The organism is Streptomyces lydicus (assembly GCF_004125265.1).
In the GTDB taxonomy this organism is placed as follows: domain Bacteria; phylum Actinomycetota; class Actinomycetes; order Streptomycetales; family Streptomycetaceae; genus Streptomyces; species Streptomyces lydicus_C.
In genome coordinates, this window is the sequence record NZ_RDTE01000002.1 from 24,561 (window position 1) to 47,765 (window position 23,205).

The 23,205-nt window shown below is 70.5% G+C and carries 26 protein-coding genes; 20 read left to right on the forward strand and 6 right to left on the reverse strand.

Going from position 1 to position 23,205, the window contains the following annotated elements; all coding sequences use genetic code 11:
* Window positions 1-132: 132 nt before the first annotated feature.
* Window positions 133-1,863: a hypothetical protein gene (locus tag D9V36_RS02595; protein WP_241720662.1), complete on the reverse strand. Its 1,731-nt coding sequence runs from the start codon at window positions 1,861-1,863 to the stop codon at window positions 133-135.
* Between the two features lie 740 nt (window positions 1,864-2,603).
* A complete protein-coding gene (locus D9V36_RS02600) occupies window positions 2,604-2,903 on the reverse strand; it encodes a helix-turn-helix domain-containing protein (RefSeq protein WP_129292298.1) in 300 nt (99 codons plus the stop codon).
* A gap of 114 nt (window positions 2,904-3,017) precedes the next feature.
* Here D9V36_RS02600 and D9V36_RS02605 point away from each other — a divergent pair, with 114 nt between their 5' ends.
* Both D9V36_RS02605 and D9V36_RS02610 read left to right on the forward strand, forming a co-directional pair.
* The gene (locus tag D9V36_RS02605) at window positions 3,018-3,665 is read left to right on the forward strand and encodes an HAD family hydrolase (RefSeq protein ID WP_129292299.1); all 648 of its coding nucleotides are present in this window, start codon (window positions 3,018-3,020) and stop codon (window positions 3,663-3,665) included.
* 4 nt (window positions 3,666-3,669) lie between these two features.
* Window positions 3,670-4,506: a DUF1932 domain-containing protein gene (locus D9V36_RS02610; protein WP_129292300.1), complete on the forward strand. Its 837-nt coding sequence runs from the start codon at window positions 3,670-3,672 to the stop codon at window positions 4,504-4,506.
* Window positions 4,507-4,513: 7 nt separating this feature from the next.
* On the opposite strand, the gene D9V36_RS02615 is transcribed toward D9V36_RS02610, so the two are convergent.
* From D9V36_RS02615 to D9V36_RS02625, 3 genes are all read right to left on the reverse strand, one after another.
* The gene (locus tag D9V36_RS02615; RefSeq protein ID WP_129292301.1) at window positions 4,514-5,080 is read right to left on the reverse strand and encodes a phosphotransferase-like protein; all 567 of its coding nucleotides are present in this window, start codon (window positions 5,078-5,080) and stop codon (window positions 4,514-4,516) included.
* Complete coding sequence (locus D9V36_RS02620; protein WP_129292302.1) at window positions 5,077-6,117, reverse strand: AAA family ATPase; 1,041 nt, start codon at window positions 6,115-6,117, stop codon at window positions 5,077-5,079. The genes D9V36_RS02615 and D9V36_RS02620 overlap by 4 nt, the downstream gene beginning before the upstream one ends.
* Window positions 6,118-6,314: 197 nt before the next feature.
* Entirely contained in the window at window positions 6,315-7,052 is a 738-nt protein-coding gene (locus tag D9V36_RS02625; RefSeq protein WP_129292303.1) for a GntR family transcriptional regulator, read from the reverse strand.
* Window positions 7,053-7,251: 199 nt separating this feature from the next.
* On the opposite strand from D9V36_RS02625, the gene D9V36_RS02630 reads away from it, so the two are divergent.
* From D9V36_RS02630 to D9V36_RS02695, 15 genes are all read left to right on the forward strand, one after another.
* Window positions 7,252-7,659: a hypothetical protein gene (locus D9V36_RS02630; protein WP_241720663.1), complete on the forward strand. Its 408-nt coding sequence runs from the start codon at window positions 7,252-7,254 to the stop codon at window positions 7,657-7,659.
* Between the two features lie 581 nt (window positions 7,660-8,240).
* Window positions 8,241-8,432, forward strand: a complete 192-nt coding sequence (locus tag D9V36_RS02635) for a hypothetical protein (RefSeq protein WP_129292304.1) — start codon at window positions 8,241-8,243, stop codon at window positions 8,430-8,432.
* A 139-nt stretch (window positions 8,433-8,571) separates the two neighbouring features.
* The gene (locus D9V36_RS02640; RefSeq protein ID WP_129292305.1) at window positions 8,572-8,973 is read left to right on the forward strand and encodes a hypothetical protein; all 402 of its coding nucleotides are present in this window, start codon (window positions 8,572-8,574) and stop codon (window positions 8,971-8,973) included.
* A gap of 450 nt (window positions 8,974-9,423) precedes the next feature.
* The gene (locus tag D9V36_RS02645; RefSeq protein ID WP_129292306.1) at window positions 9,424-9,810 is read left to right on the forward strand and encodes a hypothetical protein; all 387 of its coding nucleotides are present in this window, start codon (window positions 9,424-9,426) and stop codon (window positions 9,808-9,810) included.
* Window positions 9,811-9,923: 113 nt separating this feature from the next.
* Window positions 9,924-12,578 carry a hypothetical protein gene (locus D9V36_RS02650; protein ID WP_241720664.1) on the forward strand — a complete coding sequence of 885 codons (2,655 nt, stop codon included), beginning with the start codon at window positions 9,924-9,926 and terminating at the stop codon, window positions 12,576-12,578.
* Window positions 12,579-12,692: 114 nt separating this feature from the next.
* Entirely contained in the window at window positions 12,693-13,169 is a 477-nt protein-coding gene (locus D9V36_RS02655; RefSeq protein ID WP_129292307.1) for a hypothetical protein, read from the forward strand.
* Window positions 13,166-13,474 (forward strand): hypothetical protein, encoded by a 309-nt coding sequence (locus D9V36_RS02660; protein ID WP_129292308.1) that lies wholly within the window; start codon window positions 13,166-13,168, stop codon window positions 13,472-13,474. The genes D9V36_RS02655 and D9V36_RS02660 overlap by 4 nt, the downstream gene beginning before the upstream one ends.
* Before the next feature lie 553 nt (window positions 13,475-14,027).
* The gene (locus D9V36_RS02665) at window positions 14,028-15,854 is read left to right on the forward strand and encodes an ATP/GTP-binding protein (RefSeq protein WP_129292347.1); all 1,827 of its coding nucleotides are present in this window, start codon (window positions 14,028-14,030) and stop codon (window positions 15,852-15,854) included.
* A 20-nt stretch (window positions 15,855-15,874) separates the two neighbouring features.
* A complete protein-coding gene (locus D9V36_RS02670) occupies window positions 15,875-16,294 on the forward strand; it encodes a conjugal transfer protein TraB (protein WP_129292309.1) in 420 nt (139 codons plus the stop codon).
* Between the two features lie 77 nt (window positions 16,295-16,371).
* The gene (locus D9V36_RS02675) at window positions 16,372-18,528 is read left to right on the forward strand and encodes a chromosome segregation protein ParM (RefSeq protein WP_129292310.1); all 2,157 of its coding nucleotides are present in this window, start codon (window positions 16,372-16,374) and stop codon (window positions 18,526-18,528) included.
* A gap of 75 nt (window positions 18,529-18,603) precedes the next feature.
* On the forward strand, window positions 18,604-18,792 hold the full coding sequence (locus D9V36_RS02680) for a hypothetical protein (RefSeq protein WP_129292311.1): 189 nt from the start codon (window positions 18,604-18,606) through the stop codon (window positions 18,790-18,792).
* Window positions 18,793-18,849: 57 nt separating this feature from the next.
* A complete protein-coding gene (locus tag D9V36_RS40635) occupies window positions 18,850-19,038 on the forward strand; it encodes a hypothetical protein (protein WP_164992840.1) in 189 nt (62 codons plus the stop codon).
* A gap of 138 nt (window positions 19,039-19,176) precedes the next feature.
* Window positions 19,177-19,665, forward strand: coding sequence for a hypothetical protein (locus D9V36_RS02685; RefSeq protein WP_129292312.1), 489 nt, complete (start codon window positions 19,177-19,179; stop codon window positions 19,663-19,665).
* A gap of 60 nt (window positions 19,666-19,725) precedes the next feature.
* The gene (locus D9V36_RS02690; protein ID WP_129292313.1) at window positions 19,726-20,481 is read left to right on the forward strand and encodes a hypothetical protein; all 756 of its coding nucleotides are present in this window, start codon (window positions 19,726-19,728) and stop codon (window positions 20,479-20,481) included.
* 55 nt (window positions 20,482-20,536) lie between these two features.
* Entirely contained in the window at window positions 20,537-20,803 is a 267-nt protein-coding gene (locus D9V36_RS02695) for a hypothetical protein (protein WP_129292314.1), read from the forward strand.
* A gap of 183 nt (window positions 20,804-20,986) precedes the next feature.
* Here D9V36_RS02695 and D9V36_RS02700 read toward each other — a convergent pair whose 3' ends face one another.
* Window positions 20,987-21,217 (reverse strand): hypothetical protein, encoded by a 231-nt coding sequence (locus D9V36_RS02700; RefSeq protein ID WP_129292315.1) that lies wholly within the window; start codon window positions 21,215-21,217, stop codon window positions 20,987-20,989.
* Window positions 21,218-21,351: 134 nt separating this feature from the next.
* Between D9V36_RS02700 and D9V36_RS02705 the strand changes: the two genes are divergently transcribed.
* From D9V36_RS02705 to D9V36_RS02715, 3 genes are all read left to right on the forward strand, one after another.
* Entirely contained in the window at window positions 21,352-21,765 is a 414-nt protein-coding gene (locus D9V36_RS02705) for an RRQRL motif-containing zinc-binding protein (RefSeq protein ID WP_129292316.1), read from the forward strand.
* 116 nt (window positions 21,766-21,881) lie between these two features.
* Window positions 21,882-22,172 carry a hypothetical protein gene (locus D9V36_RS02710; protein ID WP_129292317.1) on the forward strand — a complete coding sequence of 97 codons (291 nt, stop codon included), beginning with the start codon at window positions 21,882-21,884 and terminating at the stop codon, window positions 22,170-22,172.
* Window positions 22,173-22,283: 111 nt separating this feature from the next.
* Window positions 22,284-22,793, forward strand: coding sequence for a hypothetical protein (locus D9V36_RS02715; protein ID WP_129292318.1), 510 nt, complete (start codon window positions 22,284-22,286; stop codon window positions 22,791-22,793).
* Window positions 22,794-23,205 lie beyond the last annotated feature (412 nt).

Below are 23,205 nucleotides of genomic sequence, written 5' to 3' on the forward strand. Positions count from 1 at the left end.
CCCCTCCAATACCGCGGCCGGCTACGCCAGCAACTGCCCAACGACTGCTGCCCGTACCCGACACCGCATCCAACCAGATGTCGTCACGCCCTTCGCTCCCACCGTTGCGGTCGAGATGGACGGTCTCGTGCATCAGGACGCCTCCGCCTCGGTCAGCGCCAGTACCTCAGCCAAGTGCCGCGCGCACACGCTCCGGTTCGGCAGGGCGCCACGGCTGCACGGCACTCCACCAACGCCGGAGCAGCTGACCGTTCCGGCCGCTTCGGCCAGGGCGAGACGCTCCACGGCCGAAGCGTCGGCTGCCTCGGTGCGGCAGAGCTTGCACAGGCCGTCCGTGAGGGCTGAACCGACCAAGAAGATCCGGCAGCCGCACTCAGTGCAGGAACCGCGTGGCGGACCGGCCAACTCGCGCTGCGCCGGGACCACAGGCGCCGAACGGTCGGGCTCACACTCACCGCACGCGCCGGACGGACCGAGCCGCCGGCCGTGCTCCGGGCACAGTCCAGCGGCCAGCCGCTGCTCATGCTGCACGCGCTTCCGCTCGGCGTGCCGGTCGGCGACGATGTCGTCGCACACCGGGCAGGACCGGCCGCTGGACCACAGCACGCCGGTCTCGCAGTCCAGGTGCCCGCAGCCCCAGCGCGGCAGCGCCACTCCGAGGAGCCACCGGCCCGGGTCACGGATCTCCGACGGCGAAGTCCCGGCGAACCGGGCGGTCAGCCGGTGCTGCAGGCGCTCAGCGTCCATCCCGCCCGCCAGCTGACGGCTGACCTCCCGGGCGATCTTTCGCTCCACGAACGGACTGTTCACCCGGGCCAGCAGCCAGTGGACCGGCTCCAGCACCGCGTAGATCTGAGGGCTCATTGACAGCTGCGGTCCGGTGTACAACGACCGCCCGCTGCTGGTGCGCTTTTCGCCGTTGGGCTTCGAGTCGGCGGGCTGGTCTTTCTCATCCGCGCGCAGCGCGAGACCGCCCGCGGCGTTCGTACGCGCATCCGCACCAGCCGGGTCCTCCCCAGCGTCTACTACCGGTACCTCGCCTACGGCGGATGAGAACAACGCGCGCTCGTCATCAGGTGAGTCAGTCGTAGGTGATTCCCTATTCGCGAGGGATCCCTCACCAACCAGCGAACCCGATCCCTCACCAACCAACAGACTGCCCGAGTCCTGCGCAGCGTCGTCCACCGGCTCCTGCGGGCACTCCTGGGCGGTCTGCGACGCGTCCGCGACCGGTTGCTCGTCGACCTCCTCAGCGGCCGTCGGGGCGATGTCATGAGCGACGAAGCGGTGGCGGCCCTGCGCGCCCGCGCGCCGCTGCACCGTCACCCACCGCGCGGCCTCCAGGCCGTCGACGACCTCACCGGCCGCCGCCGCAGTGATGGGCTGGCCGGCCCGCTTGCCCGAGTGGTGCAGCAGCTGACCGGCCAACTCGGCCTCGGTCAGCGCGATACGCATCTGCTCCGCGTATGCGATCACCGCGTACGCCCTCAGCTGCCGGGGGGTGAGGTCCTCCGCGGCCGCCACCGGCAGCCACACGAACGCCTCCCCCCGATGCATCGGCCGCACCGAGCGCACCGCCGACATACCCCGCCCGCCCCGCAGCGTCCGCCGCTCCGAACGCAGCTCCACCACTCCATCCGACGCCGGATGCGACAGGGCCGTCAGGCCCCGCTCCACCGATGGCTTCGACAGCCCCAGGTACGACGCGATCGTCTCCGCCCGCGCCTGGCACCCCTCCGGCCGAGCCCCGAGGGCCTTGACCTTCACGTAGACGGACAGTGCGACGTCGGGCGCCGACGACGACACCAGCCGCATCGGCACCCGAACTCGCTGCCGGCGCACCGGCATCTTCGTGCCCGTCATCGGCCCACCCCCACGGACGCGGATGCGGACAGGGGGCTGGGGCGGGGGGTGAGGACAGCAGGGGTGATACAGGAAGGGGGCACGTACAGAGAGGGGGCGGCCCAAGAGTCAGCTGTGACAGGCGCCGAAAAGATCTTCATCCGGCACCCTGACCGGGATCCCCTGTGGACAGAGCGCGCGCATGCGAGCGGTCCCGTCAGGCGGGAGTGTTCCGGCAGGTTCCTGCGAATGAATTCCGCCACGCGGGACGCAAAAACATACCGCTGAGGGCCATTCTCAAAGCCGTGAAGCGGATAGATGGGGGTGAACCGGGCGGTGACCGCCTGGCAATGAGGACGCTGGTCGTGCACTATGACGAAGACCGACTTCCTTATGGAGGTAGGTGACGCCCAATCCGCGAGGAGCGGGCAGCCACAACTGGCGGGGAGCTTCTCCTCTCCTCTCTGTGGTGTTGGGCCGCCGAAGCCCCTGTGGTGGGGGCTGGCGGTTTGTACTGCCGGGCCTTGTTCGGTGGTGCGCAGCTGGTGCTGCTGCGGCTGTGGTGGCCGTGGTTAGTGGCCGGTGTTGGCCCTGGTAAGGGGCCGGTTGAGATATGAGCGGCTCGGTGAGCCGCAGCTCAGGATCGGGTGCGAACCGAGACCTGAGCGCCCGCGCTGGGTGCGAATTCAGGCGGTGGACGGGCCGTGCGAGGCCAGAGGATTGCGAGTCCTCTTTCGGCGCGCACGGCTGATGGCCCTAGGTCATCCCGACCCCCTCAAATCCGAGGCTGGCGTCGGCATGCCCTCATCCAGCTCAGCGGCCTCGGGATATCGCTCCGCGAGCCGCTTGAGCAGGTGCATGTAGACCGCTCGGTGGGGGCGTCGGGGGTGGGTCTGGCCCAGCTCCCAACGGGCTACGGCAAGGCGCTTCACGCCCACAGCCTCTGCGACTTCCTGCTGGGTGAGGCCGGCCGCGAGGCGCAGCTTCGCGCGCACGGGCGGCGGCGGCAGGACGTCGTCCAGTAGGGCATCGACCCGCTTCAAGCGGTCCGGGTCGGTCACGGCGCAGCCTTTCAAGATCGATGGTTCCCTGAAAGATACACGACGCGATCTCCGTCCGGGAGTGGCCGTCACCGTGAGTCGCATGCCACGCGAGGCCCGATAGGGTCCGTGCCCGTGGCACGCCTCGTGTTCTTTGACCTGGATGGCACGCTGGCCGATCGGCAGTCGGCGCTCAGCGATGCCGTGACCAGCCTGTGCCGCTCCCACACGCTCCCCCCAGATGCCGAACAGTGGCTGCGCACCGAGCTGGCCGACCGCGCAAACGCCGACGATTTCGCCCGACTGCGGGAAGCCTTCGGCCTGGATGTGCCCGCGGCGGACCTGTGGCAGGAATACGTCGACCTCATGTCGGCCGCCGTCACCTGCCGTCCCGAAGTCCTCGAGGGCCTGGCTCGTCTGCGCGCGGCCGCGTGGACGATCGGCGTCGTCACCAACGGGGCCGGTGACATCCAGCGGGCCAAACTGGCCACGACCGGCCTCGCCGACCTGGTCGATGGTGTCGCCGTCTCGGGCGACCTGGAGATCCGTAAGCCGGACCTGCGCCTCTTTCAACTTGGGGCCACCCGCTGCGGCGTTAGCCTCGCGGACGGCGGTTGGATGGTCGGCGACAACCCGGCCGGAGACATCGGCGGCGGCCACCAGGCCGGACTGCGCACCATCTGGCTGCGCGGCCGTCCCTGGCCCGACGGCCTTCCCGCCGCACACTACGTCGTCGCCGACGTCGCTGACGCCATCACCATCCTGCTCAACGAGACGGAGTAGCACCATGGACCAGCCGACCGTCGGCATCCTCCACCCCGGCAGCATGGGCGCCGCGGTCGCGGCCTGCGCCGCGGTGAACGCAGACGTCCTGTGGTGCGAAGCCGGGCGCAGCACTGCATCGGCGGCCCGCGCCGAGAAGTTCGGTCTGACCCCGGTGCCCACACTGCGCGAGCTGCTGGACCGCAGCGACATCGTCATCAGCCTCTGCCCGCCGGCTGCCGCCGAAGACCTGGCCGGCGACGTAGCCCAGCACGGCTTCACCGGGGTGTATGTGGAGGCGAACGCCATCAACCCCGAGAGGGCGCAGCGGATCGCCGCGCTGCTCGGGCCGGACGCGATCGTCGTGGACGGCGGCGTCGTCGGCTCCCCACCGGTACGCGGCAAGACTCCGACGCTGTACCTGTCCGGACCGCTCGACGCGGCGGAGCGGATCGAGGCGCTGTTCGCATGCACCGCCGTCCGGACGGCGGTGCTGGGCACGGAGGTCGGGACGGCGTCCGCGCTGAAGCTGTCGTACGCGAGCTTCCAGAAGACTTCGCGCGTGCTGGTTGCGCTTGCGGTCGGCATGGCCCGTGAGTACGGCGTCGACCAGGAGCTCATCGAGGTCGCCTCCCGGCGCACCGACTCGTACCTGTCCGAGCCGCAGTACGTCGCCAAGACCGCCGCGCGTGCCTGGCGCTGGGGTCCGGAGCTGGAGGAAGCCGCCGACGCGCTTGCGGCCGCCGGGCTGCCGCCGGAGATGTTGCGCGCGGCCGTGTCCACGCTGGCACGGTGGCACGACGCCAAGGACGACAGCGAGCTCACGCTCACCGACGCCCTGGACCGACTCGCCCAGCCGTAGCCGACGCTCATGCCGTCGCTGCTCCCGCCCGTTGCACGAGCACCTGGTCGATGAGCCGCGCGGCCACCTGCGGTGACACCGCGGTGGTGTCCACGGTCAGATCCCAGGCCAGGTCCGGGTGCGTGTCCAGGTCCTCGCGGGTCGCATCCCACGCCGCCAGGCGCGCCGTGGTGTCGCTGTCGCCCCGGCCGATGGATCGCTGCTCGGTCACCTCGCGCGGGCACCACAGCAGCACAACCGTCCAGGCTGCTGGGTAACCGTCGACCAGAGCGCGGATGCCGTCGACCTGTCCGAGGTGCACCACTGGCACCCCGGCCGCGAACGCAGTGTCCAGACCCGGCCGGTCGAGCACGTATGTGTTGCCGTACCGCGCGTTCGCATAGACGACGTCGCCCGCAGCCTCCAGCTCACGCAGCCGTTCCGCCGTACCCATCCGGTAGCCGTTGGACTTGCCCGTCCCGACCTTGAGCCGCGCGAACTGGGCGTACCGCGGGCTCTGCTTGGTGAGCGCCGTGGTGACGGTGTCCTTGCCCGCCGCCGGCGGACCGTAGAGGATCACGCCCTGCCGACTCATGCGTACACCGCCCCCAACGCCTGCCGGGCCTGGTCCGCGAGCGACACAGCAGCCCCCAGCCGGTTGTCGACGACCAGATGCGGCACCGCCGGGCGCAGCTCCAGATCGATCGTCGACATGTAGTCCTCCCACCGCGACAGCTTCCACGCGTCCCGCGCCGCGGAACGGAAACCGATGTACTCGCGCATCGACTCCTCATCGCAGCGCACCCACACCGGGAAGACATCGACGCCCAGCGAGCCTGCACGGTTGGCCAGGCGCTGCATCCAGGCCGCGTCCGTCATCTCCGCGATGAATGGTGCGCTGAGCACCGTGCTGATCCCGCACCGGATGTTGGCCATGGCCGACTGCATCAAGCAGTCGTACTCCACCGGCCGAACGTTCTCCCGGTACAGAGCGGTATGCCGGTCGTTTGCGTCACCACCCAGCGCGACCAACAGCTTCTCCACGAGCGGCCTCGTGAGCGGGTCCTTGTCGAGCAGCGGCCAGCCGGTGAGCTGGACGAAGAACCTCGCCAGCTCGGTCTTCCCGCTGCCGGCGTACCCACCGACCAGGATCAGGACGGGGCGGTGCGGGTCCCCACCGGTGTGCCTCCGCTTCCAGGCATCGATGATGCGCTGCTGCAGAGCAAGGTGGTCGGCGTCGCCGCTACCAGGGGCGATGCGGTGAATGGCTCGTTCGACGGCCAGAACGTGCGACCCGTTGAGGCGGTCGTCCATCGGCGTGAGCTTGAAACTCGTCTCCTCGCCCGGCAGCGCAGCGCGGAGACCGAGGTCGGGCTCAGTTGCCCGGTAGAGGAGGCAGTAGGCGCGACGGTAGTGCGGTCCCGGATAGACCTCACCCTGCTCGTGCTGCCACAGAGTCTGAGGATTCGCGGCGGGGACGCCCTTGAGCTTGGCCTGCTCGGCGACCTGCCGAAGCTGTTCACCTGCCCTCTCCAGAGTCAGGCCGTGTGCCTCCCGCTGCTCCCGCAGCCGGTCCGGCCGCCACCCTGCTCGATTGAGCTTCCCCACCCTGTTCCCCTCCGTCATCATCATGGCCGCGAGCCTAGGTCTCGGGCCTCAAATCCCATGTGTACGCGGATGTTGAAAACCCGTGAATGGAAGTGCGCATGGGCTTCGACAAACCGCTGTGATGTTCCATTTCCGCCGCCGCCGGTGTGATTGCCCCCACACGCCAAAGAGGTCGGAGGGGGCAACCGGTGGAACGAGCAAGCGTCGACGAGCAACGGCGGCTAGCCCGAAATGGGCATTTGGGTGCCAGGGGCGTAGACATCTTCCCAGTAGGCGAGAGGGCCGCTCTCGTCATGGAATGTCTGCGATGTGACGAGTACGGCAACGGACACGTGCTGCGGCGCATCGATCTCCAGTGCTTCCAGCTCGTCCTGCGATGCCTGCCGTGCTCGTGCCGTGCGCTGGCCCTTCACGACCTCCCGATCGGTTCGCTCGGTGTAGATGTCTGCCCAGTACCGCTCCATCCGGTCCGGATCCGCGAGTTCGGGAACGATGTTGGTCGCCTGCACGGCGTAGACGGAAACCCCGACCGACGTGGCCTTGTCTCCTTGACGGAAGGTCCGGATCCGGATGACGACCTCGTCGCCGGGTTCGAGGCTCAGCGCCTCACATACTTCGGGGTCGACTGCCGACCTGCGCATCACCTGGTGTCCTGCCGAGGTCTCGCCGGGGGCGTAGCGCAGGCCGTTCCTCGCCATGCGGTCGATCCGGTCGGCCCCTGTGATCACCGTGGGCGACATCGTCACGACCGTCCCAAGAGCGCCTCGGGCCGCGACGAGGCCCTCGCTCTTCAGGAGGGCGAGAGCGCGACTGACGGTCTTAGCTGCGACGTCGAATTCGGAACGGATGTCCGCGACCGAAGGGAGCGTGTCCCCCGGGGCGAGTTCGCCGCTCTGAATCTGCTGGCGGAAGTGGGCTGCGACGTCGGCGTACCCCTTGCCCGGTCCTCTGTACGGCATGTCGGCGTCTCCCTCTCGATCGCTCGGACCCTACCTCTTGAAGGTACATCGCTAGCTCATGAAGGTACAACGCTTGCCGTGATGAGCGATTGAATGTACCTTCGTTCTCGCCGAAAGGTACATCAAGTACCTCGGTGGGGGTGACCTGTACCTACGTGCGCCCTGCCTGCTATCCGCCACCCGGAAGGAGCCCCACCCCGTGAAGATCACCCGCCGCCCCACCGCCAGCCTCGCCACCGAGCACTTCGACACCGAGACGGTCGCCCTGCTGGACGCCGTAGCCGTGGAGTTGCCAGATTTCGGTCCCGTCGACCTGGACATCGCGTTCGGTACCCCCCTCGACATGTACGAGCCGGCGGGCACACGACGCGAGATGGCCCGGTACGCAGCTGCCGTGGTGGCCTGCGACCCCGCCCTGCGGATGCAGCAGTCGGTGGAGGCCGGCGCCGAGATCGCGGCTCGGCGAGACGCAGCCCGGGACATCGTCGCCTCCGACCCGTCGATCACCGCCCAGGTGCGCGAGCGCCTGGTCGACGTACTCCTCCCCTACGCCGCGCAGCTGCGCATCGCGCCGCCGGCCACCGAGCCCCTGCCGTTCGCGGCCTAGCTCCGCCGGGTCCTCGCGGACCCGGCTCCCCCACCCGGAACCGCTCCGCGGCGGCGCCGGATGAGGGAGCCGGACCCTCGGCCCCTCACGCCCGCCAAGTCCCCTCCCCTCGCGGGGCGGGCGCCGTAGACCACGGCTTGTCGGAGCGTCCGTTTCTTGAGATCTCATCGCGCGGGTTGTGCCCGCGTCGACATAAAAGGCTCCGGGCCGGAACCCCGGGAGGTCATGCAGGGACACCAGATACCCCTGGACCTACGCGCCGAAAGGCGCCGGCGAACCGCCTGTCACGGGCGGAGCACACGAGAACTGGTAACGGCATGGACGGCCCTCACAGGCTGCCTACGACGACCCTCGGCACACCGGGAACGGTGTCGGGGCGAGGGGCCCATGCGCACACCCGGCGGGCACCTCGGCTCCCGCAAAAGCCGAGGCAGGCGCGGCTGCAAGGGCCGCGCCTTCACCAACCTTTTGCAGCCCCGCGCTGCCCAGTCGCTCACCGACCCGCTGCAGGCGGACCGGTGAGCGGTGGAGAGCGCGGAGGACTACCCGCTCCACCCCTCATTCGTCAGGAGGCCCCAAGGATGGATTCCCTGATCACCCACCAGTTCATCGGCCCGACTCCCGCCGGTCGACGGGCTGACCTCGGAGGAGGCGTACCGGCTGATCGGTGCCAACACGGTGACCGGCTCACGACCCCCGACGGCAACCTCCTCACCGTCATCGCGTTGCACGGCACGCAGGTGATGAGCGCGATCGCGTTCGAGCAGGTCTGACGGCTGCCTGATCCTCTCCTTCCGGCCCAGCCGGAAGGAGAGGTGACGGGAGCCGGGCAGCCCGCCCGCTCCACGGCGACAGCCCCGGAAGGTGAGAGCTCCGGGGCTGTCCATACAGGACCTAATTAGGAGGCCCTGAATGAACAGCATCGCATGCGTGATCACCGCTCCGACCGGCGGTGCGATCGATGACATCGAGCGCGACGACGACAGCCGCGGCTACGAGGCCGAGGACGCCGTCCGGCGCCTGGACGCCTGGCGGGCCCGCCGCGCCCAGAGCACCGAGGCGCTGGACCGTCTGCACGCCGAGGTCCGGCACCGCCGACGCACCGCCGACGCCCGTATCGCCGTCTCCCGGCGTGCGCCGCGCACGCTGGATGAGATGCGGGACCGCCTGCCTCTTCCCCTGCCCCCGGTCGCGGCGACGGAGGAGGACCTCAACCGCGAGCTGGACACCCCGGCGGAGGACTGGGACCAGGCCCTCTCCCCCGCGGTGTTGCCCGAGGGCGCCACCCGTACCGGGATGCGGGGTGCGGCATGAGCGGAATGACGGACGCCGAGCGTGAAGCGATGAGGCGGAAGGTCGACGCGGACAACCGCCGCTCCTCCGGCTCGAACAGCGGAAAGAACCCCTCCTGAACACCACCCCGATAGGCCGTGCCCGCGCTGCGTACCACCTGGCGGCGCGGGTTCTCGGCCGCCACGGCGTGGGGCACCCGCTGGCTCGCACGCTGCTCGCCCGCGCTGACCGGGCGGCACAAGCGGCGTTCAAGGCGGGCCATCACGTCCACGACATCCACGCCTCGCCCGAAAGGACCTCATGAGGAAGTCCCTCTACGCCTTCGTCTTCTTCGCCCACGTCGCGGTCTTCGTCTACGGCGTCACCCACTGACCGATCTGCCAGCTGCCTGCTCCGCCCGTCCTGGTCTCCGGGACGGGCGGAGTCGCAAGGGAGCCGGACAGCCCGGACCGATGACGAATGGAGACACCGATGGCCTTTGACATGAGCCGATTCGGCACCAGCCGTTGGGTGAAGACCCACCCCAACGGTGTCTACACCCACGGCTCGACCGAGCCGGTGCTCAGCGTGCTGGACGTGCGCGGTTTCGAGCTGCGCGAGCTGTTCCTGATCGGCATCAATGACTCGTGCGGCACGCTCGTCCTACCGAGCGAGTCGCGGGCCGAGAACGCCGCTGCCGCGCTGGAGCCCGCCTTCGACACCCAGGTCCACCTGTTCGGCACCCGCGACGGCCATGACCTGTGGGCGACCAAATTCACCCGGCGGGCGCTGGACGGCACCACGCTGTCGCCCTTCCTCACCGACCTCACCCTCAAGGACGGTACCGCCCTCATCCGCGACGGCCGCTGGGTCCGCTGAAGCCCCCTGCCTGCCGACTGCCTCCCCATGCCTGTGCCGGTTTCGTTGACGGCACGGGCAGGGCGGTGGGGAGCCGGACAGTCGTCCATCCGCTGCACGAAGAGAGGAAAGGCATGGCCGCGCGCACCGCGACCCGCACCAAGAACAAGCCGCCCACTAAGAACAAGAACGCAGCCAAGAGGACGGCACCGGCGCGGCGTCCGTCCGCCGCACCGGCCGCCCCGCATGAGCCGGCGGTGCCCGCCGCGTGGCCGGAGGCCGACGCGCAGGCCGCCGACACCCGCGACCGTACCGCCGACCTCATCGACAGCGCCCGGCAGACCGCTGCCTCCCTCATCGGTACGGCTGTTGAGCGTGACGCGGATGCCCACGACCGGGCCGCCGACATCGTGGACCTGGCGCACCAGACCGCCACCACCCTGCACGACGCCGCCCGCGAGAACGCTGCCGATGTCCGGGACCGGGCAGCCGATGCCTGTGACCTCGCCCGCGATGCGCAGCAGGCCCTGGAGGAGGCACGTCGGCAGGCGAAGGACACCACCACCGCGGCCCGCGCGGCCGCGGCCCGGCACCGCAACCGCGCCGACCGGGTCGCCAAGGCGGTCCAGCAGCGCGCCACGGACCACGGCGAGCAACTCCTCGCCGAGGCCCGGGCCCAGGCGCAGGAGCTGACCTGCCGGGCCCGCACCCAGGCCCAGCACCTGCGCCGGGACGCCCGGGCGCAGGCCCGGCAGGTCCTCGTGGAGGTGGCGGAGGAAGCCGGCCACCGTCTGCGCCAGGCCACCGACACCGCCGACCACGACGGGCACCAGATCCGCGAGGAGGCCCGCCGGGAGGCGAAGTCCGCCGTCACCGCGGCCCGCGCGGCCGCAGCCCGCTACCGCAATCGCGCCGACCGGGCTGCCGAGGCGATCGAGCGGAATGCCACCCGCCAGGCCGAGGCAGCGGTGGCAGAGGCGCGGACGCGGGCGGCGGAGCTGACGGAACAGGCCGAGCTCGAGGCCCGTCAGATGCTGGACGCAGCCCGCGACTGTGCCGAAAACCTGGTGACCGAGGCCCGCACGCAGGCCGCCGACCTCACCGAGCTGGCTGCCACCGACCGAGACGCGGCCGGCAAAGCCTTTGCCGAGCTGCGCCGCCTGGCGGAAGCCGACCTCGCCGAGGTCAGCGATCTGGTCGAGGAGCGGCGCCAGCAGGCCGGTGCCCTCCTCGGCCGGGCGCAGGAGCAGGCCGACGAGCTGGTCACCGCCGCCCGCCGCGAACTGGAGCAGGCCCGTAAGCGGTTCGCCGAGCTCGCCCAGACCTCGGCCGGCCAGTACGACGCCCGGCGCGCGGAGGCCGAGAAGCTGTACGCGGATGCGGTCGCGGCCGCCGACGAACGGCGCCGCGAGGCCGACCGCCACACTGCGGCCGCGCACGCCGAAGCGGAGCAGGCCCGTGCACAACTGCGCGAGAAGCTGCGCAAGCTCACTGACGAGTTCGATGCGGAGGCCGCTGGCAAGCGCAAGGCCCTCGCCGACGAACTCAGCACGCTCAAGGCGGCCTGCGACAAGCAGCGTGAGCTGCTGCGGGACGAGGCCAAGACCGTCGCCCGGGAACTGCGGGAGGCCGCCCAGAAGGAGGCCGACCGCATCACCTCGGACGCGGAGAAGAAGGCGCGCGGCATCACCGAACGGGCCCAGGCCGACGAGGCCAGGGCCCGCCGGCTGCTGGATGAGGCCCGGGAGGCGAAGCGGGCCAACTCCCGCTGGCGCGGCTGGCACCACAAGCTCAGCAGCAAGGCGTGGACGATGGCCCCGTGGATCGCGCTGGCCGCCGGCATCGGCCTCGCCGCCTCCGGCGAGTACGAGCTGGCCCACATGGTCGGCATCAACAAGTACGTCGCCCCGCTCCTGCCGGTGTCCATCGACGTGTACTGCGTCACCGCGTTCCGCACCAAGCGCGACATCGCACCGGCGCTGCTGCTGATGGCGTCGGCGAACGTCACCTACCACCTGGCCGACCAGGCGCACCTGGTGGAAGAGGGCAAGGCCGCACCGTGGCCTTTGACGACGTTCGTCGTGCTGATCTTCGTGGCCGTCGTCTGGCGCGTCCACACGCTCATGCACGACGCCGGTACGGACGGACACGGCGGTACGGACACCGCGACCGGGACGGACGGACGTACCAGTACAGCCGCCCGACCCGACGGCCCGGCTGGTACACCGCCCGCCCGTACAGCCCCGTCCGGTACGGACTCGTACGGCCCGTCAGCTAGTACGCCGCCCGCTCGGACAGCCACCCCCGCTGCTCGTACAGAGCCTGTACACGGCACCGCGCACGACACCGCCCGGGCGGCGGCGAATGCGGGCCTGACCAGCGCGTACAACGCCCGTACTAGCGGCGTACAGGCAGCCCCGCACGGGGCCGCGCGTACTGGTACGGAGCACTCCGGCCATACCAGCGCGGCCGCGTACGAGGGCGGGGCGCGTACCAGTACGGTCACCGCCCGGACGGCTCCCCTGGACGGCGTCCCGGCCGCGCGTACCAGTACGGCCCAGGCCCGCTCGCGTACCACCGCGACGGCCACCGCCACCCGTACCGGTACGCCTGCCCGTACGGACGCCGAACTGTTCCCGCTCGTACAGAAGCTGCCGCGCGAGGACGACGGCTTCGTCAATGTGAGCCGCGTCCGTACCGAGCTCTCCGTCAACCAGCCCCGCGCGATCCGGCTGCTGAAGGAGGCCGGCCTGCTGCGGCCCGAGGACGCGGACAAGTACCTCACCTGACCGCCGTCCGGCACACACCAGTGAGGGCCAGCCCACCGGTAATGGGCTGGCCCTCGCTGCGACTGCCGGAAGCCCGCCGACAGCCTCACCAGTACACCAGGAGGAATCACTGCCGTGAACAGCAACGACCCGACCGACCCCCCTCTGCGTGACGTCGCGCAGAGCCCGGAGGCAACCGCCCGGTACCTGGCCGACGTTCAGCGGGTCCTGCTGGACATCGGCAAGAGCCTGGAGATCCTCGCGATGGAGACCCGCGTGCACCTGCGCGAGACACACGTGACGGGCGACCGCTGGTACCACGCCAGGCTGCGCGCGATGCCCGTCGAAAAGGCCCTCGGCAACGTTCTCAAGAACCTCAACAACCTCACCGACGGCCTGGAAAAGAGCGCCTACAAGCGCCGCGCCCACGACGAGGCCGTTGTGAACACGGCCCAGGAAAGGAAGGAAAAGGAGCTGGAGCGGCGGCGGAAGAAGAACCCGCAGACGCTCCAGGCCGCACCCAATCCGCCGCAGCAGGATGCACAGAACCACAATTCCCGCTATGGTGGCCCCACGTCGATTTACGACCTGAGTGACAGGGAGTCGGCGTGACGCGCCCCCTCAACAGCGTCGAACGCTCAATTCAAGGGCGAAACGACTGGCTGAAGGGCGAAGAGCGCAAGGCGATCGAAAGTCGCGGCGAGATGGGCCGGATGGAATTCTGGCTCCGCGTTACTCGATCCCGGATCTCCAAGGACGTCAAAGCCGGACGCGATGACGTCATTCCCGGATTCACCAGCGTGTGCCGCCTGTTCAAGCTCGCCGTCGACAAGCGGGCCGAGGGCGATGCGCGGCTGTGGAACCACCTCATGCAGTACGCGCAGCAGGTGCTGGAGCAGCACGGCCCGCGTAACTGAGCGTCACCCATGAAGGCCCCGCCGGGCGCCGGCGGGGCCTCGCGCGCGTAAAGCGTGCACACGTGCACGTGCACGCGCGTGCACACGAGACCCCACTGTCTGTCAAGTCCCTGGAGGGAGGTGCACCGTGTCCGACGTGGACGACCCGAACGGGATCCTGGTCCGCGGCCCCTGGAGCGGTGATTCCTCGTACGCACCACCGCCGGTCCCGGATTTCGCCGACACCCTTCCACCGAGGGATGAAACCCCGGAGGCTCCGCCGGAGACCCCGGAAGAGGCGACGATGGAACTGCCGCCCATTCCTACTGCCCCGGACCCGGCAATGTCGCTGCGTTCGGAAGGAATTACGGAACCAGAAACCGAAGAAGTCGAAGGTGAATACGAGGAAGGTGAATACGAGCAGCCTCGTTCTCTCGCGGACCGTCTCGGCGACTGGCTCGAATTCCGGCTGGAGAGGGCGCGGGCACTTCATGAAGGTGAAGCGCCTTTCCGTGAGGCTGAAATAGCGCGTAAGGCTGCGCTGCTGGAGGGCCGCACCGCGCAGGAAGTCGCGATGATGGAGCAGAATGGAAAGCTCCATGCCGCGATGATGAAAGCGAAGGGCGACAAGGCGGCGGCGCGCGGAAAGGCTGATGCCGACCGCTCGAAGTCGTCCGGCTCCGGCCTGGGGGCGGACAAGGGCCGCTCGAAGGCCGGCGGCGGGAGCGGGTCCTCGCGCGGCGGAGGCGGCAGCGGACCGTCCCGCAGCAACTCGGGCCCGGGGTCGAACCGGCCCGGGTCGTCGCGCGGCTCTAACTCCGGCGTCCCCGGCGGGCGTTCGGGGGCCGGATCGACCGGGGGCGGCGGAGGCGGCAAGGGCGGCACGAAGGGCCCTGAGCGGTCCTCTGGCAGTCGTACTCCCGGTTCCGGGCGCAACGGGCCGTCTGGGGGCTCGAAAGGCTCCCAGGCGGGCTCTGGCAGCTCCGGTCGGAGCGGTTCGGATCGAGGCGGTAGCTCGAAGGGTGACGGCGGCGGCCGGGGTCAGCACGGCCCGGCGTCCAGCGCCCGTGCCGAGCGGGCCCGCGGCCGCCAGGAGCGCGCCGGGGCCCGGCAGGCCGGGCGCCAAGAGCGGCGCAGCGCCGGGCACACCGCTGGCATCGCCGACCGGACCAAGGACCGCGACCAGGCCCGCGCCCAGCGGCAGCGGGCGTGGGAGGAGCGCCGTGCGAAGCGCCAGGAGCGCGACGCGGCACGGAAAGCGAAGCGGGAGGCAAAGCGGGAGGCCGCGGAGTCGTCCGAACCGGGCCGCACCACCTTGGGACAGGCCGTCACGGAGGAAGCCCAGCGCCGCTGGGACAAGCGCCGCGCCGACGCGAAGGACGCCAAGGACCGCAAGGACGCCGAAGCGAAGGACGCGAAGGACGCCAAGGACCGCAAGGACCGCAAGGACCGCAAGGACGGCAAGGGCGCCGACGGCAAGGGCGAGAAGACCGCCAAGGATGGGCCCGGCGGGGCCTCCAGCGCGGCCAGGGACGGTGAGGCGTCCGATGGGCCGGGCAAGGAATCCAAGGCCGGTGACGGGCCGTCTGACGGTTCGAAGGAGCGGCGCCGGTTCCGGCGTCGGCGCACGGGCGCAGGAACCGCCGGACGGCACGGACGTGCCCGCCGCACCGGTACCGGCCGGGCCGGTACCGGCCGAACGTGGCGCGGGCGCGCTGGTCGTGCCGGGCGGCGGCGCGGCCGGCCGTCGGACAGCCCGTTCGGCGCGCAGGACCCCACCCCGACGGTGGAGTGGCCCGACCGGCCCACCCGCCCACCGCGCACCGGCAGCAAGGGCGAGGACGACATCGTCGACGCGGACATCGTCCCCGATGCGCCCGCAGCCGTGACCACCGGCGTCAAGGGCCTGCCGCCCGCGCCGGAGAAGCACACCAAGCGGCCCGGCACCAGCCGGCCCGGCATGGATGGGAGCAGCGTGAGCACGCAGACCAGCAGGCAGTCCGGGCACAGCGGCCTTGCCAGCCAGCACCGCACGGACATCACGTTCGACCAGTACCTGATGGAGATGGCGAACATCGCCATGAAAGCCGCCTCCGACCGTGAGCGCGCCGAGGCTCTGATGGAGACCATCGGCAAGGTGGCCGGCGCCTTGCGGGAGATGGCCGCCGACCTGATCGGTGACCACAACATCGACACCAAGGTCACCGACCTGATCGCGGATCTGGCGGACTCCGCGTCCCGCATGAAGGCGCAGGCCGGGCGGTGTGCCGAGCAGTGCGGCATCGCCAAGGAAGCCGCCCGGATCGCGGCCACCGCGGTCGCCCGCATCTACGGCCAGGACATGAACGCCAAGGAAGACGCGGGCCTCGAGCACGCGTCGGCCGCCGCCCACCACGACTGAGCACTGGAGGAGATCCGCTGATGAGCAGCGAGCTCGCACCCCGCAACACCAACGCCGCGCCCGCCCCGGCCAACGGCGACAACCGGTACAAGGCTGTCCAGACCAAGCTGGCCAGGCTCGGCAAGGCCCTGGACGACGCCGCCGTTGACCTGGAGGTCCTGCGCCGCAGCATGCAGGGCAACGCCAATCACACCGACGGCGTCGCCACCGACGTCGAGAACGCCGACCTCGATGCGAAGTTCGTCGTCCTGACCACCAACGTGGCCACTGCCCTGGTCGGCGCCGCCCGGTCGGTCAAGGTCCTCAAGGACACCACCCAGGAGACCGCCGACCTCACCCACAAGACCCGGCGCGCCCACGCCAAGCTCTACGGCGCGCTGGACGACATCCGCTCCAACCGGCGCGAGAAGACCCCCAAGGCCGGCTTCTTCAACCGCTGACCCCTCCCCCACCCCCCCGCCACGGGCGGCCCGCACGACCTGCGGGCCGCCCGTGCCCGCTTTCCGAAGGAGAACCGGTGACCACGCCGCCCAGCGTCGCGCTCGAACGCCTCGCCTACACCCTCGTCGCGCCCGTGCTGGCCGTGGCCCCGAACATCTACCCCGACAGCCCCGTCAACCAGGTCGTGCAGCTGGCCGGCGCCGCCGGAATCGGCGGCTGGGTCCTCGCCGTCAAGAGCGATGAGCCCGGAGCCGGACGCAAGATCCTGCGCTGGGCCCCGCTGGTCCTGGCCGCCGCCGTCGACGTCGCCGCCAGGCACACCCCCGGCTGGGGCCCGTACTGGCTGGACGGGCTGCTCGCCGCCGGATGGGCGGCGGCCGGCTACCTGGTGATGCCGTTCTCCCGGCACACCCGCCGCCGCCACCGCCCCGCCGCCGCGACCCCGACCCCGGTCCCGGAGTTGGCGCCCGCCGAAGCTCCGGAGCCATCCGTGGCGCATCCGGACGACGGCGCCAACCTGCTCACCCGCCAGGCGCGGATGCTGTGGGAGCAGGCCGGGATGCCCGCCCGCACCCACATCGTCAAGGCCACCCGGCACCCCGGCCAGCGCCACGACATGACGATCCTGCTGCGCGCCTCGGAGACCGGACGACCCATCAGCGGTCTCACGCAGGATGCCGTCGCCGCCCCGTTCGGCGTGCACTCCAGCGACGTCGCCCTCGCGGAGGTCGCCATCCAGCCCGGCCGCCAGGGCGGACCCGGCTGGATGGAAGCCCACATCACCCCCGACGCCAACCAGCGCCGCCGCAAGAAGCCGACGCCGCAGGAGCGCTGGATGGACCGGGTCGGCGGGCCCAAGGGCGGCGCACCCGGCTCCGAGCTGGTCCACAAGACCCGCGACGACGAACGCGGGGTCACTTTCTACCGGGCGAAGATGGCCGACTCCACCGACACCCCGCGCATCGACCTGGCCAAGGTCTGCCGCGCGCTGAACCTGCCCGAGGACGACTCCTGCGTGTTCGTCCTCATCGACGGCAACGAGTTCCTGATCAGCGCTTTCGACACCCCGCCGCTCAGCGCGATCTTCCCCGCCACCCGCGAGCTGCTGACCCCGGACACCAAGGGCATGTTCGTGTGCGGGTTCACCATCACCGGCCAGCCGGTGAAGACCATGGTCTACCAGCACGACAAGAACGCCCCGGCCCACGGCCTCACCCTCGGCGTGTCCCGCTCCGGCAAGACGCAGTACTTCGCGATCAACATGGCCGCACAGTCCCTCGACGGCCAGGTGGTGTGGCTGTCCACCGTCCGCAAGGACGAGAAGACCACCACGCTGGGCCGGTACATCGACCGGCAGGGCTCGAACGCGCTGTGGATGGCCCGTTCGCTGCGGGCGGCGAAGGCGCTGTGCGAGATCCGGGCGGAGATGCCCTGGCCGCACGACGGCCAGCCGCACGACTACAAGCCGGGCGACCCCCGCTGCCCCTACCGGCAGCTGAACGTGTACGCGGACGAGTTCATGACCGCGGCGCAGGACGGGGACTTCGGCGAGTTCATCCAAAAGGACGGCGAGGACCTCACGGTCACCGGGCTGAAGTACGGCATCGGCTTCAACCCGGCGGGCCAGTCGCCGTTCGCGCACAACGGGTTCTCCACGGAGATGAAGGACAACCTGCGGCAGAACAGCAGGCCGGTGATCTTCAACATGGGTTCGCCCGGCGCCACCCGCAAGGCCGCGGAGGGCACCATGGAGAACGCCTACGACGTGCCGACCATCCCGGCCCGCTACTCCCGCCAGGAAGGCTCCGCGATCGAGCGGGCCATCAAGGGCGAGGCCGACCCCGAGAACGGCGTGTCCACCGGCGGCGTCGCCGTCATCGTCCTCGACAACGGCCGCGCCGTGCTCATGCGGTCGCTGTACGCGGACTTCGACACCGACCTGTCCAACCTATTCCCCGACGAGGTCAACCGGCTCACCGACTACGAGATCAGCGAGCTGGAGAAGCGCGGCCTGTGGGGCGACTGGTACCGCGAGCCCGAGCCCGGCGAGTTCTGGCCCGCCCCCAAGGACGACGACAGCGACGGCGGCGACGGCAAGTCCCGTCACCGCGGCGCCGGAGGGGGCAGCAAGGGCGGCGGGCGCGACGCGAAGTCCGGCAGCCACCGTCCCGAGCCGCAGGTCACCTCTGCCCGCCAGGCGCTGGAAGCCATCAAGAGCCTCACCGACGCCTGACACTCCCATCCATCCCGGGGCCGGCCCGCCGAGCACGGCCGGCCCCACCCCGATCCCGAAGGAGCTCCACCCGCCGTGGCCCTCTCGATCTCCGCCGCCGTGCTGCTGGGCATCATCGTCGCCGTCCTGCTCAAGGGCGAATACGTCCGCTTCGGCTCCATGCTGACCTGCACGCTGTTCGGTTTCACACTCGCCGCGACCGGCTTGGCCCCGACCATCAACAGCGGCCTCGCCTCGCTCGCCGGACTACTCTCCAACCTCTGACCCGGAGACGCCCGGCCGACTTCACCAACTCTGCTGTGAAGCGCCGGTATCTGGCGCATGCTCTTGTCGGGCCCCACCACGATCACGGGGAAGGACAAGGTCATGGCTCACCTCCACTTCACCTGCTGGCGCTGCGGCGAAGACTGCGTCGTGCACGGCGACGGCTGTGACTGCTGCGACCTGGTCGAAGTCCCCGACGAATGGGACTGCTGGAACTGCGGCGCACTGAACTACACCCCCGACTAACCCCCCCGCACCACCACGCACGACGCCGAAGGGCGCCGCCGGACATCAACTCCGGCGGCGCCCTTCGCCGTTGCGTGTCCCTCCCTCCCGCCGCCACGGCGTGGAGGGCGCTCCCTTCGCGTGATCGGAGAAGACCCGGTGAACCCCCTGACCAACACCCATTCCGGCATGCCCGAGTCCGAGGCCGCGGCCGAAGCCCGCCGCCTGATCGACGCGTGGACGAGCAAGCCCATCCAGCACCACCCCACCTCGTTCCGCGACGACACCGAGCCACCGGCCTTCGGCGCCACCCCGCCCGTGAAGCAGGAAGACCGTCGGATCGTCCCGGCCTGGGCGGCCGGGATCGCCGTCGCCTCGATCGGCGTGGGCGCCGGGGTCACCGGAATCGGCTGCGGGGCGTGGCTCGTGCTCCAGGGCCTGGCCTCCGCCACGTTGAACGGCGTCCTGATGGTCACCCTGCCGTGCGCGGGCCTGGGGATGGTCGCCACCGCCATCGGCGGCGTGATCAGCAAGGCGCGCTCCGCCGTCACCAAGACCGTCTACCAGGGCCCGGTCACCCACCACACCGAGATCCGCAACAGCACGCGCGGCATGTTCTTCGCCCGCACCCGCAACGACATCCGCTGACCGACTCCGGCCAGCCCGCCACCGCTCACCACCGACCTCCGCCGAAGGAGCAGCTGCACCATGCCCAGCAACAAGCAGATGAACGGCCAGCCCCGCCCGAACAACACCCTCGACCAGTACGAACTGCCCCCGGCCCGCAAGGACAAGCAGCGGCTACGCATCGCATGGAGGAAGTCCTGGCAGGAGGACGGCTTCCTCTATCAGCGGTGGGAGGACGTCTTCCAGGCCCGGCATGCCGGCTGGCATGAGATCGCCACCTGGATCAAGGCGGCCGCACTGTTCGCCGGGCTCAGTCTCATCGTCATGATGGTGGACACCGCCGGCAACATCGCCAGCGCCACCCTCAAGGGCCTGTCCGGGGCCCCGGCCACCGGCGCCGGTGACGGCAGCGGACTGTGGGGCACAGTCGACCACCCCATCCGGATGTTCCTGGCCGACCAGGCCGCCCACCTCTCCGTCGCCCCAGCCGCCTTGTACGCGTTCTGGCAGCTGACCGGACTGCTCGGACTCATCGGCGGCTTCCTCGGCAACGCCGGCGCCCGCATCGCCTGGCTGCTGTTCGGCACGGGAAGCCTCGCCATGATCTGGTCCGCCGCCCCGGCCGGAGGCCGCGCCGCCGCCACCGGGCTCGCCGCCCTCATGTGGGCGCTGGCCAGCACCTTCGCCCTGCGCGGCCTGACCCTGCGGCCCATCGTCCACAACCACCCGCCGCAGTACCAGTTCAACCCCGCGCTCCACCTGCACGCCACGATCCCCGCGCCCACCCCGGCCGGTGACGATCTCGGTCCCGGCAACGTTCACCCGCTCCAGCGCTGACCCCGCACTCCACCCCGTCCAGCACCACCGCCACCGAGTCCCGAAGGGGAATCTGATGAAGCCGCAGGTGAACGAGTTCTGGGTCGGCACCTTCCACGGGAGCCACGACAGCCTCCCCGCCAAGGTCACCGCCACCCGCGACGACACCCCCGACGAGCCGTACGCCTGGACGTGCAACTGCGGCGCGTCCCAGTCCTTCCCCACCGAGCACGGCGTTCTCCCCACCGCCTGGCGGCACACCCACCCCACCCGCCTCGACCAGCTGCGGCAGCGGGCGGACGGGCTGCGGCAGTCGATCGCCCGGCTCCGCCGCACGCGCTAACTCCTGACCCGACGCCCTGCCTGGTCCTCGGCCGCCCCTCGGCTGCCGAGGACCGGACAGGCCGCCCGGCCTCTGTCCCACCAACTGCACAGCCAGCTGATGAGTTGACATCGAATCCATCGGAAACGGCAGTTGCGCCGCACGAAGTCACATCCGTGCGGCGCAACTGGTGATGAGCCCGAGCTACTGCTGGGCGGCTCTCTTTGGTGGCCGGCCGCCGACGTTCGTCCGGTCCCACCCCTTCTCCCACTTCACGACAGCCGCACGCTCCCACACTCTGCCTGCCTTCGTCTGGGCGACCGGAGCGGGGAAGTCGGCGCGCGCCACCAGCTTGTTGGCCCGCTGGCGGCTCACGCTCAGCATCTCCCCGATCTCGGTGACGCCGACGTGCTCGGCGGGAGGCGTGTTCGTCATGCCTTCGAGGATCGAGCCCAGGCCAGAACCTGTCAACGCCTTTCATTTGTAAACATGTTGACAGGTGAAACCCGTTTACAGCATGGTGAGTGTGTACCTCGCGAGTCCACCACCTCACCCGGAGGTAAAAGCCAGTGCGTGCACGCGACTTCGACCCGACCGGCGAGCACCACGGCGGCCTCCCCACCTACCCCTGGCGGATGGCCCCGGTCAATGAGGGCCTGGCCACCCGCCGCCAACTGCGCGCCCTCGGCCTGCGCATCGGCGGCCAGCCAGTCGCCGCGCAAATCCTGTGCCGCAACGGCCGCCGGTACGCGTACCTCTACCGGATCGACCTCGCCAAGCCTGTGCGCCCGATGACGATCGGCAAGGAGGCCGCGCTCGACAAGGCGATGGCAGCACGTCAGACCTGCCCTCGCTGCTCGCGCCGGTATTTCACGTGCCTCCCGCTCAAGACGCTCGGCAACTGCCTGGAGTGCCACGACGGCACTCCAGCCGACCCGCGCACCTACATCGCTCCCCCGGCCAAGCACCGGCTGGCCGCCTGACCGAAAGGGCCTCCGCGCGTGCCACCGACACCTCCGCCTTCCCCGAGCAGGACCACCTCGGCAGGATCCGCAGCGGAGCCAACGCCTACGCCGGCATCTGCCGGGCCATCCCGCTCGTGACCGCCCGGCGCCTGCCCGCCGCCCTGCTGCTCGCGGCCCTGCCCGTCGCTGTGGCGACGGCCACCGCCGTGCTCAAGGCCGGCCACTGGCGGCTGTACGCCGACCGGCACCGCATCGAGCTCAAGCCCCAGCCCCGCCGCTCCTGCCCCGACTGCCGGGGCGATGGCGGCTGGTGGGTCGGCGGCGCGAACCCGGAGATGGAGGCGTGCAGCTGCTGGGCGTACCGGCGCGAGCTGTGCATCCGGCTCCTGCCCTTCCCGGCCTGGCCGGACGAACCCCCGTTCTGAACGACCCGACCTCGGCCACAACGGCCGGATCGGGACCGCCAGGTGGCCGCGCATCGGCAAAGGACCGACCACCCCGCTCCTCACCCTCATCGAGATCAGGAGAGACCCAGCATGACGCATCGCCCCGACATCTTCGCCGCCCTTCTCGGACTGACCCGCGCCGGAAGCAAGATCGGAGATTTCTGGGTCCAGGACGACTTCTGCGCCCGCGTGAAGGGCGCCTCCGACGACCACCCGGTCACCTACCAGGACCCGGACACGAAGAAGGAGACGACCCACGGCACCGCCGACGGCCTCAAAGCGTGCCTGCACCACTGCCTCACCTACACGGCCACGCAGGCGATCGTCGCCGGGGCCGGCGCCCGCGCGCTCGGCATCAAGGTCCACCCGGCCGCCGCCGCGGCCGCCCTCGCCATCTCCTTCGGCACCCACTACGCCGCGGACCGCCGCGTCCCGGGCAAGGGCCTGCTGGAGAAGATCGCCACCAAGACCGGCAAGGGCAGCTTCTACAAGCTCGCCGACTACGGCATCAACGGCGCCTTCCACCTGGACAGTGCGTGGCACCACGGCTGGGAGACCCTCGCCGCCCTGGTCGCCACCACCAAGGCCACCACGCGATGACCTACCTGTCGACACGGCCACCATGCTGATCCGCGGCGCCCTCGGCGCCGGGGCCTGGCGGTCACCGGCGCCATCGCGGTCATCGCCGCCGACCTGACCCTCACGCCCGCGGCGCCTGCTGGCCCAGGCCCGCGCCATCGGCCTCCCCACCGCGTCGGCCACACCGACAGCGACGAGGACGCCACCAGTCTCTCCATGCAGATCCAGTTCCAGGCCCTGGACGACTGACGGACTGCCCGTTCCACCCCGGCCGAGAAGGACGGGGCGCTTCTTCGTGCGCCCCGTCTTCGCTGTGGCCGTCTGACCTGCACCAACAGAAAAGGCATCCTCAAAAGATGCCAATCCCTAGAAATGTATCTTCTGAGGATGCATTATTGGCGGGTGGGGGCGCCCGGCCCCCGCCCTCTCCGAC

What these genes read in the sequence shown, in the direction of transcription:
- D9V36_RS02615 (WP_129292301.1), bottom strand. Translation starts at nt 5,080, where the DNA reads ATGAGTCGGCAGGGCGTGATCCTCTACGGTCCGCCGGCGGCGGGCAAG.
- D9V36_RS02625 (WP_129292303.1), bottom strand. Translation starts at nt 7,052, where the DNA reads ATGCCGTACAGAGGACCGGGCAAGGGGTACGCCGACGTCGCAGCCCAC.
- D9V36_RS02650 (WP_241720664.1), top strand. Translation starts at nt 9,924, where the DNA reads ATGGCCGCGCGCACCGCGACCCGCACCAAGAACAAGCCGCCCACTAAG.
- D9V36_RS02695 (WP_129292314.1), top strand. Translation starts at nt 20,537, where the DNA reads ATGAAGCCGCAGGTGAACGAGTTCTGGGTCGGCACCTTCCACGGGAGC.
- D9V36_RS02665 (WP_129292347.1), top strand. Translation starts at nt 14,028, where the DNA reads ATGATGGAGCAGAATGGAAAGCTCCATGCCGCGATGATGAAAGCGAAG.
- D9V36_RS02715 (WP_129292318.1), top strand. Translation starts at nt 22,284, where the DNA reads ATGACGCATCGCCCCGACATCTTCGCCGCCCTTCTCGGACTGACCCGC.
- D9V36_RS02670 (WP_129292309.1), top strand. Translation starts at nt 15,875, where the DNA reads ATGAGCAGCGAGCTCGCACCCCGCAACACCAACGCCGCGCCCGCCCCG.
- D9V36_RS02620 (WP_129292302.1), bottom strand. Translation starts at nt 6,117, where the DNA reads ATGATGATGACGGAGGGGAACAGGGTGGGGAAGCTCAATCGAGCAGGG.
- D9V36_RS02640 (WP_129292305.1), top strand. Translation starts at nt 8,572, where the DNA reads ATGAACAGCATCGCATGCGTGATCACCGCTCCGACCGGCGGTGCGATC.
- D9V36_RS02700 (WP_129292315.1), bottom strand. Translation starts at nt 21,217, where the DNA reads ATGACGAACACGCCTCCCGCCGAGCACGTCGGCGTCACCGAGATCGGG.
- D9V36_RS02690 (WP_129292313.1), top strand. Translation starts at nt 19,726, where the DNA reads ATGCCCAGCAACAAGCAGATGAACGGCCAGCCCCGCCCGAACAACACC.
- D9V36_RS02635 (WP_129292304.1), top strand. Translation starts at nt 8,241, where the DNA reads ATGGATTCCCTGATCACCCACCAGTTCATCGGCCCGACTCCCGCCGGT.
- D9V36_RS40635 (WP_164992840.1), top strand. Translation starts at nt 18,850, where the DNA reads ATGCTCTTGTCGGGCCCCACCACGATCACGGGGAAGGACAAGGTCATG.
- D9V36_RS02610 (WP_129292300.1), top strand. Translation starts at nt 3,670, where the DNA reads ATGGACCAGCCGACCGTCGGCATCCTCCACCCCGGCAGCATGGGCGCC.
- D9V36_RS02645 (WP_129292306.1), top strand. Translation starts at nt 9,424, where the DNA reads ATGGCCTTTGACATGAGCCGATTCGGCACCAGCCGTTGGGTGAAGACC.
- D9V36_RS02595 (WP_241720662.1), bottom strand. Translation starts at nt 1,863, where the DNA reads ATGACGGGCACGAAGATGCCGGTGCGCCGGCAGCGAGTTCGGGTGCCG.